At 37.5% G+C, this 12,574-nt stretch carries 12 protein-coding genes; 1 reads left to right on the forward strand and 11 read right to left on the reverse strand.

Going from position 1 to position 12,574, the window contains the following annotated elements:
* A partial coding sequence (locus K6D58_RS02405; protein ID WP_296827179.1) for a hypothetical protein occupies positions 1–317 on the reverse strand: 317 nt, incomplete at its 3' end.
* Positions 318–767: 450 nt separating this feature from the next.
* Here K6D58_RS02405 and K6D58_RS02410 point away from each other — a divergent pair.
* The gene (locus K6D58_RS02410) at positions 768–1,055 is read left to right on the forward strand and encodes a sensor histidine kinase (protein WP_296827180.1); all 288 of its coding nucleotides are present in this window, start codon (positions 768–770) and stop codon (positions 1,053–1,055) included.
* 179 nt (positions 1,056–1,234) lie between these two features.
* Here K6D58_RS02410 and K6D58_RS02415 read toward each other — a convergent pair whose 3' ends face one another.
* The 10 genes from K6D58_RS02415 to K6D58_RS02460 form a co-directional block, all read right to left on the reverse strand.
* On the reverse strand, positions 1,235–2,593 hold the full coding sequence (locus tag K6D58_RS02415) for an MATE family efflux transporter (RefSeq protein WP_296827182.1): 1,359 nt from the start codon (positions 2,591–2,593) through the stop codon (positions 1,235–1,237).
* A 120-nt stretch (positions 2,594–2,713) separates the two neighbouring features.
* Positions 2,714–3,154: a hypothetical protein gene (locus K6D58_RS02420; RefSeq protein WP_296827184.1), complete on the reverse strand. Its 441-nt coding sequence runs from the start codon at positions 3,152–3,154 to the stop codon at positions 2,714–2,716.
* A 23-nt stretch (positions 3,155–3,177) separates the two neighbouring features.
* Positions 3,178–3,771 carry a 30S ribosomal protein S4 gene (rpsD, locus tag K6D58_RS02425; protein WP_296827186.1) on the reverse strand — a complete coding sequence of 198 codons (594 nt, stop codon included), beginning with the start codon at positions 3,769–3,771 and terminating at the stop codon, positions 3,178–3,180.
* 89 nt (positions 3,772–3,860) lie between these two features.
* Complete coding sequence (locus tag K6D58_RS02430) at positions 3,861–6,572, reverse strand: TIGR03960 family B12-binding radical SAM protein (protein WP_296827188.1); 2,712 nt, start codon at positions 6,570–6,572, stop codon at positions 3,861–3,863.
* 4 nt (positions 6,573–6,576) lie between these two features.
* Positions 6,577–7,884 (reverse strand): rod shape-determining protein RodA, encoded by a 1,308-nt coding sequence (gene rodA / locus K6D58_RS02435; protein ID WP_296827190.1) that lies wholly within the window; start codon positions 7,882–7,884, stop codon positions 6,577–6,579.
* Positions 7,881–9,788 (reverse strand): penicillin-binding protein 2, encoded by a 1,908-nt coding sequence (mrdA, locus tag K6D58_RS02440; RefSeq protein ID WP_296827192.1) that lies wholly within the window; start codon positions 9,786–9,788, stop codon positions 7,881–7,883. The genes rodA and mrdA overlap by 4 nt, the downstream gene beginning before the upstream one ends.
* Positions 9,785–10,294: a rod shape-determining protein MreD gene (gene mreD / locus K6D58_RS02445; RefSeq protein WP_296827193.1), complete on the reverse strand. Its 510-nt coding sequence runs from the start codon at positions 10,292–10,294 to the stop codon at positions 9,785–9,787. The genes mrdA and mreD overlap by 4 nt, the downstream gene beginning before the upstream one ends.
* On the reverse strand, positions 10,287–11,150 hold the full coding sequence (mreC, locus tag K6D58_RS02450) for a rod shape-determining protein MreC (protein WP_296827195.1): 864 nt from the start codon (positions 11,148–11,150) through the stop codon (positions 10,287–10,289). Before mreC ends, mreD begins: the two co-directional genes overlap by 8 nt.
* A gap of 3 nt (positions 11,151–11,153) precedes the next feature.
* Positions 11,154–12,191 (reverse strand): rod shape-determining protein, encoded by a 1,038-nt coding sequence (locus K6D58_RS02455; protein ID WP_184651730.1) that lies wholly within the window; start codon positions 12,189–12,191, stop codon positions 11,154–11,156.
* 29 nt (positions 12,192–12,220) lie between these two features.
* On the reverse strand, positions 12,221–12,574 hold a 354-nt coding region (locus tag K6D58_RS02460; protein WP_296827200.1), incomplete at its 5' end, for a tetratricopeptide repeat protein.

Genomic DNA, 12,574 nt, shown 5'->3' on the forward strand with positions numbered 1-12,574 from the left:
CCGGGATTGCTATCATAATAGAAAAACACATTATATTTAGAATCTTCAACAATTTCCTTTGTAATCTCACTTTCATTATTATTAGTGTATAAATGTTTGAGAAGAATTACTTCATCACCTTCTTCAAGGTTCTTAAATTCAGGTAAAGTATTTAAATAATCTACATAAATCTGAAGATAAGGATCTGTAGTTGTAAAAATAACTGAATATGTTGGAACTGCAGGTGTCTCTTCTACTGGATTATTTGTAGGTGTGCTGCAAGAGAACATCACAAAACCAATAACTAAAATACTTAAAATCTTCAAAATCTTATTCATTCGAATCTCCTAAATTATTTAATAATTTTCTCTGCTGGATGATTCTACATCATCACACTAAAATTCCTTTGGGACGATTTCCTAAAATTCTTGGGAAAATTTCCCAAACAAAAACGGGACTTTTGATGTTTACTTGGCGCATGAGCAAAAGTGTTGCTTTAACATTGAAGCATGTTTTTAAAATTGAATTACTCATCATCTATGTGGCAATAATCAATTTTGGATTTTCCATTTATTTTAAGACCTACTCAAACAAAAAGATTTCGGAACTGGATTCCCAGATGCTCAAAATTCAGCCTTAAAGTTATGAGTGAAGAATAGTCTAAAATCAGCCGCAACCTTCACGACGGCGTTGCTCAGGATCTTGCGGCACTTAAGCTTTATCTTGAAAAAGAAGATATTTCAAAATCAAAGTTTTATGCTCAGCAGGCTTTTAACGAAGTACGCTATATGATTGGAACCACCCACCTGAACCTGAACGAAAGCTTTGAAGAAATTGTAAAAAAACTGGCGGTAACGCTTGAAGCAAACTACAACATTTCAACAAAGGTCTATATTGGTTCAACAAAAATTCAGCATTTAAGCGAAAATGTTCAGATTGAACTTATCCGGATCCTGCAGGAAGCGCTTTCCAACATCAGCCGCCATGCAAACGCGAGCAATGTGGAAATCCGTTTTGTAGACGGAATCGATGACTTCCGCTTTATTATAAAAGATGATGGCAAAGGTTTTTCGTAAAAAGAAGTTGAACTTAAAAACAAGCAGAGCGCCAAAAAAAAGACAGTCATCAATCAGCGAACCGAACTCTATTCAAAACTCGATATTAAAGACAGACACGACCTTCTTGAGAAAGCAAAACTTCTGGGGCTTATAGTATGAACGGCAACTTAATAAACAGCAGGTTGCCGGAAGTAAAATTACCCTGCTTTTTTCTTAAAGCAGAAAAGCCTCAGCATAAGAATAATTCCCCTAAAGCAGAGTTCTGCTGTCATAGCTATCCATATTCCCGTTAATTTGTAATCTGTAATAAGAAGTGCAGACAATCCAAGCCTTACAACCCAGAGACTGAATAAAGACATAAGGCCCGGAATAAAAGTATCCCCCTTACCTCTTAAAGCTCCTGAACTTACGATTGCTGCAGCATAAAAAGGTTCACAAAAAAGTTCAATACGTAATACTTTTACAGACAGAGCCTGAATTTCCTGGTCAGGTGTTAAAAAAGAAAAAACAAGAGGACAGGCAAACCACATGACAACTGCAGCAAGACTCATTAGACCTATTCCTAACAGAAGGGTTATAACAGAAAATGATTTAGTCAGGTCATCTCTTTTTGCTCCCGTACTTTGTCCGACAAGCGTTATAGCTGATTCCTGAACTCCATAGCCCGGCATGTAACAAAGGGCTTCTGCTGTAGTTGCAAATGAGTTTGCTGCAAGAGCTGCACTTCCTAAAGGAGCTATCATTCTTGCTACAACAACAAGGGCGCCTGTAAAGGCTGTACTTTCCAGACCTACAGGGAGGGCAATTTTTACAGCCTTTTTAATTACCGCAAATTTAGTTTTCAATATTTCCCTGCACTTCAGCTTAAGGTAATCATTTTTAAAGACAGTATAGTAAAAAAGACCGGCAGCGGTTACAAAAGCAGATGCTGCTGTGCCCAGGGCAGCCCCTTTTACTCCAAGATTAAGTTTAAAGATAAAAAGCCAGTTAAAGGCAACATCCATAAAGCACATGAGGGCATTCATTATGGCAGGCAGTTTCATATTGCCGGAGCACTGAAGCATTCCGCTCATGAGATAGACTGTTATAAAAAGAGGTGTGGACAATCCGAATATTAAAAAATACCATGTGGCATCAGTATTTATTCTGGAAGTTGAACCAAGCCAGAAAGGAAGATAAGGGCTTATTACTGCAGACAGCAGGGCCAGAAAAAAAGAAAAAATCAGGGTACACAAAATTGAATTAAAGAAAATTGTTTTTGATTCTTTTTTATTTCCTGCACCTGTTGAGTGAGAAACCTGAACTGTAAAACCAAGACAAAGGGCATTTGAAAGACTGCCCAGTACCCAGGTAGAAGATGCTGTAAGTCCAATAGCTGCAGAAGCGTCAGCACCAAGTTTGCCGGCCATAGAAGCGTCAATATACTGCATGATTATTGAACTGATTTGGGCAATAATTCCAGGAATAGTAAGTTTAATAGTATAGGCAATCTGCTTTTTTAATGAGAGAACAGGATTGTTTTCAAGTATTTTAGATAAATCGAATGTTGAAGCCATAAATGTGTTTCAACTTTATCAGAGTTTGAATAAGACTTCAATAAAAAAAAAAGACCGGCTTTTATGAGGTAAAGTGTAAAGTGTACCCCATTTATTAACCGGTCTTCTAAAATCTAAATATCAGCTTGCTTCTGTAAGTCTGTATTTTGACATACTGAACTTTTTGTACCTGTCTAAAATTGCTTCAGCATCAGCAGGGATGGTAGAAAATCTGTCAAAAAATTCATCCGGGTCAAGAATTCCTTTTTCAAACTTTTCTTCTATTACATCATCCATATCGTAACCGCTGGTAAAATCTGCAGCACTTTTATAAAGGGCATGCTTGCTGGCAAAGATAGCAACCAGTGCTTCTTTTAGGTCTGATGGAAATGTATTTACATCGAAGGAAGCTTCAAGGTCAACTTCAAGATAAGCACACATATCCTGGAAAGAATCGTTCAGGAGTCTTCTGTCCACAACAGCATCTTTTTTGCTGAGCTTAAGAAGGGATGCAATTTCCCTGTAACCCATAAGGGTATCTTTTGATGATGTATATCTTGGTTTTGCATTTGAAACTTTCATAATCAGACCTTCTTATTTAGATTTTATTTTGAGTAGAATTCAACTACCAGCTGGTCATTGATTTCTACAGGAATCTTGTTACGCTGAGGATAAGAAACAAGTTTTGCACTGAAGTTTTCTTCGTTACGTTCAAGATATTCCAGGGGAGCCTTGTTAAGTTCAAGGAAGCATTTTTTAAACTGAGGATTTTTTCTGTCCTTTTCTACAAGACAGATTTCTGATCCAACAGGAACGCCAAAAGATGGAATGTTGATTTTTTTACCGTTTACTGTGAAATGTCTGTGGGTAACCATCTGACGGGCCATACGGATAGAAGATGCAAATCCTGCCCTGTATACAAGATTATCAAGTCTTGTTTCAAGCATGCGGATAAGTTCTTCACCTGTTTTGCCTTCCTTTTTAAGGGCAAGGGCGTAGTAACGTCTGAGCTGACGTTCAAGGATTCCATAATACGCCTTAATCTTCTGCTTTTCGATAAGCTGAAGTCCGTATTCAGAGATCTTGTGCTTTTTCTTAAAAGCCGGTGCGTTTGCGCGATTCATTGCTTTAGGATGTCCGCACACATTTACACCTAAACGCCTGCATTCCTTGAATCGTGGGCCTCTTCTTGTTGCCATGTTATTCTCCTTGGTTTAGTTAGTTTTAGCTAACTTTAGTATGCAGTATTTATACCATGGAGAATAAATTAGGAGAATATATTTGAGACTTATTCTCGATTGTGTTTTTCCTTAACTTCAGGATGTTCTTTATAAAATTCCTTTCTGATTTCCGTAAGGTCTTTTCTTTTATTTATAAGGTCGAGGTTTATTTTTGCAATCTGCTGGTAAAGCTTCATAAAGCTGATAACTTCTCCTGAAGAAACAGAAGCTTCTTCCTTTACAAAGTTTTTGTTATCGTTACGCCATTTGTCTTCATCAGCTGCTGTCCATCCGGTAATGATATTTTTAGCCAGGGTATGAATCTTTTTAATATCACAGATTTCGTACCATTTTTTACCGGTAAACTCTTCCATCGAAGTTCTAAAGGCTTTATCACTTACAGGAAGTCTGGCGGTAAAATGTCTGTCCCTTATAAAATTAAATTCAGCCTGATTATATTTTTCTTTAAATGAATTGAATTCATCAGACTTAAAATAAGGAAGAAGGGATTCATCCTTTACTTTATATTCGTATTCCCCACCCCAGAGACCCTGGGCTAGAGTTTCCCTTTTGCGGAGATTTGTAACCGGGAAGATATAAGCCTGAGTAATTTTAAAACCCTCAGGAAGGCTTTCATTCATTTTATCGATGAAGGTCTGACTGTCTGTCATTTCGTGAAGATAGAAGGTTGCTGTTTCTTCCAGGGATTCAATTCCCAAAGTCATTGCCGTAGCAAATTCAAGACGGGGAATAGGATTAAAGCCTGCTGTAAAAACAAAAGGCAGGGCACTTCTTAAGACAGCTTTGTGGAAAATTTCTACCTGAGCAAGATATGCAGTATATTCAGCTCCCTTACTTCTTGTAAAGTAAGCAATGACCCTGTAAAGAACGGGAATATTGCAGTCAGGATAAATGGTACTTTTTTTAACAGGAGGAATTTGTGAAGCATTTAAAACTTTTTCCACTTCTTCTTTAGTGTGAACCTTTACATTTTCCTTACTGTTGCAGATGCCGCACTTATGGTCACAGTCACTGCTGCATTTTTTTGTAAGTACATGGTCTTTTGATTTCTGCCATTCCTTCTGAAAAAAAGCTTTTGATGTACCAAGAGTTACAGAATCCCAGGGCAGCACTTCATTTTCATCCCAGTCCCTGTAAATCCATCCCTTTACGTCATAGCCTGATTCTGCCATTGCTTCTTCCCACAAAGGCATGTTTACCTTAAGGTGTTCATCCCATGCATCAAGCCTTGCTCCTTTTTTATAGGCACTAAGAATAACTTTACCGGCTCTTGCATCTCCCCTGCTTAAAAGGCCTTCAAGAATTGTGGCATTAAAATTATGACGGCCGATTTTAAACTTACCTCTTGGCAGATGTTCATGAACATAATCAATTTTTTTCTGGGCTTCTTCTATAGTAATCTGCTTTACCCATTGATATGCAGTATGAGGCTTAGGAATAAATACGCCGATATTTACGTTACACTGAATTCTTGTTTTTGCCTGAAGATCAATAAGGAAGTTACAGATTTCTTCTTCTTCACTTTTAGTATCTTCTCCCCCAAAATACTTTCCAAGGGGAAGACCAATCATAAAGTAAAACTTTGCACTGCTCCAGCCCCTGGATTTTGCTTCTTTAATAATTGATTCAAGATGCTGGGCATAAACTTCTTTATTAAGGCTCAGCTGCCACATTTCATCCGGAGTTTCGACAGCAAAGGTTAATCCGCTTTTTCTTACAACAGAAAGCTTTTCCAGAATATCCAGGGACATACTGTTTACTTTTAATGATGGAAGCTGAAACGATACATTGTAGCCTTCATATCTTTTGTTAAGTATATCCAGCAGACCACCTACATCCGGAAAGTCTGCGGAGCTTAAAGAGTTCAGGCTGATTTCCCTGTAGCCGCAGTCAAAAACAAGATGATCAATTTCGTCAATAATAAGGTTAAGGCTTTTTACTCTTGATGGTCTGTAATAAACACCTGCATGGCAAAAGCGGCAGCCGTTTGGACAGCCGCGCATTATTTCTACAACACCATGGTCCTGAACGGTTTTTACGGAAGGCATTGGATACCAGTCAGGTACAGATGGTACAAGACCAAAATCTGCCTGAACACTTCTTCTTGCCTTGTGAGAAATTGTATTGTCTTTTGTCCACATAAAGGATTTTGTCTTTATGTGATTTATCATTTCACTTCTGTCAGCCCCTTTAAGCTTAAGGTCCTTTAATTCCTGAACAAGTTTAAAAAGTCCGTCTTCTGCTTCTCCAATAAATACGGCATCAAAAAAATCACCAAAGGGTGCAGGATTTGTTACTCCGCAGCCACCGGCAATTACAATTGGAGAGTCATTTTTTCTGTCTTTAGCAAGAAGTTCAACACCACCCTTTTCCAGCATGGCAAGGACCTGGGTAATTCCCAGTTCATAGCCAATGGAAAAACCAATCATCTGGCAGTCTTTAAGCGGCATGCCTGTTTCCAGTGTATAAAGGGGAATATTTTTTTCTGTAAGCAGCTGTTCAAAATCTGTATCAGGAGAAAAAACTCTTTCGCATCTTACTCCCTCAATAGCATTCAGTCCGTTGTAAATAATTTTTACTGCAAGATTGGACATGGCTATTTCGTAAAGATCAGGAAAAGCTACAGCAAAATTAAAGTAGGAGTCATTGTCTTCATGGGGCTTAACAGTGATACCATACTCTCCGCCTGTATAGCGGGATGGAGACTGAACCCTGTTAAGGTCACTTCCAAAATCAATAAGAGGTTTAATTAGTTTCATGTGATTAAAAATCCAGCCTTCTGGAATGAATACTCATAAGGAGTCCCATGGCAATCATATTTGTATACAAAGCGGAACCTCCGTATGAAAGAAATGGCAGAGGAATACCTGTTACAGGCATAATGCCGATTGTCATTCCTACGTTAACAATAAAGTGATAAAAAATCATGCCAAGTATACCTGCGCAAATATAGGTAGCATAATTATTTGATGTCTGCTTCATAATCAAAATTATTCTAAGGAATATAAAAAGATAAAGAATAAAAATACTTATCCCGGCAATAAAACCGAATTCTTCAGAGATTACACTAAAGATAAAGTCAGTATTTTTTTCAGGAAGAAATTTAAGATGGGTAATTTTTCCCTGAAGATAACCCATACCAAAAATACCACCGGAACCAATAGCATTTTTAGACTGAATAAGATGGTAGCCTGTTTTATCAGGATCAACTTCCGGTTTAAGAAATATAATAAGACGGGTAATCTGATAAGGCTTAAGTACTGTAGAACCTGCAAGAGAAAAGAAAAGAGCCATTGCTATGATACCAAAAAAATATGTAAGCCAGTAGTAATAATTTGTCTTAAAGAGAATTCGTCCCAAAGCAGAGATGATTGTTAAAATAATAAAAAGCAGGGTTACAAGAATGTGGTAGCGCCTGTTTGAAAGCAGGTGAATTACAGGTATGGACCTGCGGGCAATCTGAGTTTCCCAGGTTGGAAGAACCGTAAATACCAGGGTAAGCACCAGGGTAAAAAAAATCATAAAAAGATAGCGTAAAGGAATTCCTGCCATAAAGCACATAAAAAGGAAGATTGGCAGAAATACACTGGCTGTACCCATGTCAGGCTGAATAAGGATAATGCCCATCGGAACAAACATTATGATTGCAGCGTAAATAAATCTTTTTCTTTCATTTATTTTTTCTGAGACATCAAGAAAATGAGCCAGCATAAGTATGTATACAATTTTAGAAAATTCAGAAGGCTGAATTTTTACCTTTCCAAAAGAAAACCAGCTGGTTGCACCGTTAGTATTCTTTCCAAGAATAAAGGTAAAAATAAGCAGAAGTATTGTTCCTGCATATACATAAGGAATGAATTTTATATATTTTCTATAATCAATAAATGTTACTGTTGATAAAATTACAAGTCCTGTAGAAAACCAGATAATCTGTTTTATATATTCATTATTTTCTATTATACCTTCAGAAGTAACAGCCGCAGAATAAATAAAGAGAATACCAAAAAAAGTAAGGACTGTAATACAAATCATCAGAGGAAAATCATATTTTTTAAGAAAGTTGAATGTCATTCCTGTCGACCCCGGCTGCTGCTCCTTCCATAAGTAAGTTCATATTTTACATTAGGAAGTGATTCTACTGCTTCTTCATAGGTCTGATCATTGAATATTCCCTGAAGAACTATATTGGAGGCGTAAGGTGCCCACCATTCCCATTTGTTTACACCATCAACAAGTACTGAAACGACAACCTGATCTTCTGGCTTTGCATTATAAGGAGCATAAGTAACCATCCAGCTGTGCCAGTGGTCTGCAAGAAGGCTGCTGTCTTCACCTGTACCGGTTTTTCCGGCAATCTGTACACTTTTGTTAGCAAGAGGATACTGTGGAGTACCATCTGTAATTACATATCTTAAGTCGGCCTGTACCTTCTTCCATACTTCAGGAGAAATGTTGTCTGCCTTTTTAAGAACTTCAGGCTGAATTGTCTGAATGATGTCATCTGTAACAGGATCCCTTATTTCTTTAAGAAGATGAGGTTTGTAAATAACTCCGGAATTGCACACCATAGCCATCATATCAGCAATATGAAGGGGAGTTACAAGGTTATCTCCCTGACCGATGGACATATTCATGGTATCACCACCCAGCCATTCTTTATGGGTTTTACGTTCATGGTAAGCTGGTGAAGGTACTAAACCTGTTTTTTGAGTATCTGCAGGAAGGTCAAGCTGAAGGGAATCTCCAAGACCAAATTCATGGGCATATTCGCCAATAGTATCAACTCCCAGATAGTCACGTCCGGCTATCCAGTAATAAACGTCACAGGACTGGGCAAGGGCATTTTTAAGATTAAGGGGACCATGTCTTCCACCACTGCGGTATACGTGGCATCTGAATATGCGGTTACCGTAATTAATACTTCCGGGACACAAAATAGTTTTTTCTTCCGGATAGGCATTTTCATTAAGAAGTGCAGTAGTCATGATAATTTTGAATGTAGAAGCCGGAGGATACTCAGCATTTACAGCCCTGTTAAGGAAGGGGTTGTTTGGCATCTGTGTTGTTTTTTTATAAAGCAGATTTGAATCATCGCTGGAAAAAAGATTGTTGTCATAGTAAGGATAAGAAACCATGGCAAGGATCTCTCCTGTAGCAGGTTTTAATACTACTATTGAACCTACCCTTTCTCCCAGAGCCTGTTCTGCCAGCTGCTGAATTGTTGTATCAATTGTAAGTACAAGTTTTTTTCCGCTTTCTGGAGCTTCTATATCTGTAAGGGAATTAAGAACCCTTCTTTGTGCGTCGACAATTCTTTTTACCCGTCCAGGTTTACCTTTTAAAATAAGGTCATACTGTTTTTCTATACCGGTTTTACCGATTACGTCTCCGTCTTTATAACCTTTATTATAGTTAAGGTTCAATTCTTCATCAGTAATTGTACCAACATAACCAAGAACATGGCTGATGGAACCGCTTTCAAGATAGTTTCTGTTTGGCTTGTTCTTCCATGTTACCCCTGGAAAGTCAGTAATATTTTCTGCAATATTACTGATGATATTAAGGGGAACATTTCTTTTAACCTGAACAGGGGCATAGCTGTTATATCTGCCCTTTATTTTTTCATCAATACTGGATTTTGATATGCCAAGATACTGGGCAAGCTTTGTAGTAACTGTATCATAATAACCTTTTGGAATGTTTCCTGTGGTAAGTTCAACGGCAAATGAGTCTGTGTTGATTACAAGGGCAACATTATTATTACGGTCAAAAATTTCACCCCTCTGTGCCGGAAGTTCATCATAGTCTGTAGAGATTTTATCTGTATCTTCACGATACTGTTTTCCAGAAATTACCTGAATTGTAAAAAGCCTTACAGCGTAAAGAGAAAGTGAGAATATAATTATCAGGGTCAGGACAGCAATTTTAAAATCCCTGTTAGGACTGTTGCCGCCACTGTATCTTCCATAAATCATAATCTTGTCTCCGGAGAAACGATAATGGAATTTCTGAAGAATTTAAGGATAGTAAATACTATTGGTGCAAATACAATATTCATAAGAATTTCAAAAAGAGAACTGAGATCAAAAATTGAATAGATTGTAATTTTAGAAGGATAAAGGAAAGAAAGAAGAAGGAGAAAAAGTCCTTTGTAAACAGAAGCAATTAATCCCAGCATGGCAGGGACAAGAATACCTTCTGTATTAAGGGTTTTTGCAAAAAGTCCTGAAAGATAACCCAGGGTTGTCCTAAAAAGACAGTTTAATCCAAAGGGTGCTGAACTTAAAAAGTCAAGAAAAAGGCCTGATACAAATCCTGTGGTTTCACCAACAATTTTTCCGTTGTGAAGTGAAAAAAACAATACGCAGAGCATAAGTAAGTCAGGTGTAGAAGGAAGAAAAGTCAGGTTAGAAATAACCGCAGCTTCAAGAATTGCAGTACAAAGTAAAATCAGTGAACTTACAGATATTGTTTTAATCATTTGTTTTTTTCTCCGCAGCTTCTGTCAGGTCTATGATTATAACATGTTCCAGTCTTGCAAAATCAATAATAGGATCTACATCAATATCCAGGGAAGACGAATAATCCAGGGAAGTAATGTTTGAAATTCTACCTACAGGAATGTCTGCAAGATAGTTTCCGTTTTCACCGCTGGTAACAATAATATCACCTGTATGAAAATCAGCTACAAGTCTTTTTCTGATATAGTTAAGCTTAAGATATTTTTCCTGGGTACCAGTTCCTGAGACAATACCAACGTCCCTTGTATTCTGAATCCTTACAGAAATATGACACTGGGAATCGTAGACAGGCATGATAATACTTGTACCATATCCAACAGTTACAATTTTACCAACAATACCCCTGTCACCATTTTGAACCGCAATAACACTCATACCCTTACGTACACCGTGGCGGGCACCTTTGTTAATCGTAATTCCGGAATAAAGGGCATCCGGATCCCTTCCTATAATTCTTGCAGGAATATTTTTATATTCAATTGTATCCCTAAAATCCAGCAGGGACTTAAGTCTTTCGTTTTCCTTAACGTATTCAGTATTTACCCTTTTAATCTGCTCGTAATCTTCAAGCTTGTCCTTAAGTCTTGCATATTTCTGCTTAAGGTTGGAAATTTCCTTAATGCCATCGACTTTGTCAGTAAAAAAGTAAACTACTGAGTTAAGGCCTTTCTGAAGGGAAGAAAAAACTGTAAATCCCACGGAATTAAAGCTCACAATGAATTTTCCAGAAGAAAATCCCAGCATTACGGCACTAAAAAGTACCATAGCAATAAGCAGTATTTCCGGGAGATGAAAAGTAAAGGGACTTTTTTTCATAACTTAGTTGTTAAGGTTGTCGTAAACAGATCTTATAGAAGACATGTTCTTAAAGAGTTCAAAGGCTTCACCTGCTCCCCTTGCAACACATTCCAGAGGTTTCTTTACTCTTGTTACAGGAACACCTGTTTCCTTAGAAATAAGGGTTGTTAGGTTTTTAAGCATTGAACTTCCACCAGACATAATGATACCGCGTTCAACAATATCAGCATTAAGTTCAGGAGGAGTTCTTGAGAGAGTCTTCTTTATTTCTTCAACAATTTTGCTTACTGGTTCTTTAAGGGCTTCCCTTACTTCTACAGAGTCAACTTCAATTCTTCTAGGAAGACCTGTAATGGAATCTGTACCCTTAACTTCCATCTTGTCATTTGTCTTGTCTGCCATGGCATTTCCGATTTCTACCTTAAGGCGTTCTGCCATCTGCTGTCCAATGATAAGATTATGAATATTTTTAATGTGCTTAATGATTGCTTCGTCAAAAGAGTTTCCGCCAACACGGATGGAACTTGTAACTACCATACCACCAAGGGAAATAACAGAAACTTCTGTTGTACCACCACCAATGTCGCATACCATGTGACCTGCAGGTTCATAAATAGGAATTTCTGCACCAATGGCAGCAGCAAGACTTTCTTCAATAACTTCTACTTCTTTAGCACCGGCTTTTAAAGCAGCTGCCATAACAGCATCCCTTTCTACCTGAGTAATGCAGGATGGAATACCGATTTTCATTCTGATTGATTTGAAAAGATGACGCTTTGGAATTACTTTTGAAATAAAGTATTTAATCATTTTTTCTGTAGAAATACTGTCAGAAATAACACCGTCAGCAAGAGGCCTGATAGCTACAATATTTGTAGGTGTTTTCCAGAGCATGCGCTTAGCTTCTGAACCAACAGCTACTACTTTACCTGTTCCCTTTTCTACTGCAACTACGGAAGGTTCATCTATAACGATTCCCTGACCGCGAACATAAATTAAAGTGTTACATGTTCCAAGGTCAATTCCAATGTCCGTAGTAAAATTATCAAAAAAACCCATTTATATATTCCTCCCAGAGTTTGCTTTTTTTATTTTTTTGCTTCAAGAAGCTTTTTAGTTGCACCTGGATGATTTACCTGTATTTTACAGCACTTACGCCACTCATAGCGGGCTTTAACATAATCGCCAAGCTTTTCATATAATACACCAAGTTCATAATGTGCGTCAGCAGAATTTTCATTTTTTTCAAGAATTGAATCAAATTCCTTTTTTGCTGAATCATAATCTTCTTCATTTATATAAATCTGTCCTAAAAGAAGCCTGGCTTTTTCTATAAGTTCATCATTTTTGGATAAATGAATTACTCTTGCAAGATACTGTCTGGCTGTCATACCCTGCTTGTTCTTAAAGTACTGTCGTCCGATATCGTATAAAAGAGTATC

This window comes from Treponema sp. (assembly GCF_024696245.1).
Taxonomy (GTDB): domain Bacteria; phylum Spirochaetota; class Spirochaetia; order Treponematales; family Treponemataceae; genus Treponema_D.

Coding starts and splice junctions, on each gene's coding strand:
- rpsD (WP_296827186.1), bottom strand. CDS start 3,771: ATGGCAACAAGAAGAGGCCCACGATTCAAGGAATGCAGGCGTTTAGGT.
- mreD (WP_296827193.1), bottom strand. CDS start 10,294: ATGATTAAAACAATATCTGTAAGTTCACTGATTTTACTTTGTACTGCA.
- K6D58_RS02420 (WP_296827184.1), bottom strand. CDS start 3,154: ATGAAAGTTTCAAATGCAAAACCAAGATATACATCATCAAAAGATACC.
- K6D58_RS02455 (WP_184651730.1), bottom strand. CDS start 12,191: ATGGGTTTTTTTGATAATTTTACTACGGACATTGGAATTGACCTTGGA.
- rodA (WP_296827190.1), bottom strand. CDS start 7,884: ATGACATTCAACTTTCTTAAAAAATATGATTTTCCTCTGATGATTTGT.
- mrdA (WP_296827192.1), bottom strand. CDS start 9,788: ATGATTTATGGAAGATACAGTGGCGGCAACAGTCCTAACAGGGATTTT.
- K6D58_RS02415 (WP_296827182.1), bottom strand. CDS start 2,593: ATGGCTTCAACATTCGATTTATCTAAAATACTTGAAAACAATCCTGTT.
- K6D58_RS02430 (WP_296827188.1), bottom strand. CDS start 6,572: ATGAAACTAATTAAACCTCTTATTGATTTTGGAAGTGACCTTAACAGG.
- K6D58_RS02410 (WP_296827180.1), top strand. CDS start 768: ATGATTGGAACCACCCACCTGAACCTGAACGAAAGCTTTGAAGAAATT.
- mreC (WP_296827195.1), bottom strand. CDS start 11,150: ATGAAAAAAAGTCCCTTTACTTTTCATCTCCCGGAAATACTGCTTATT.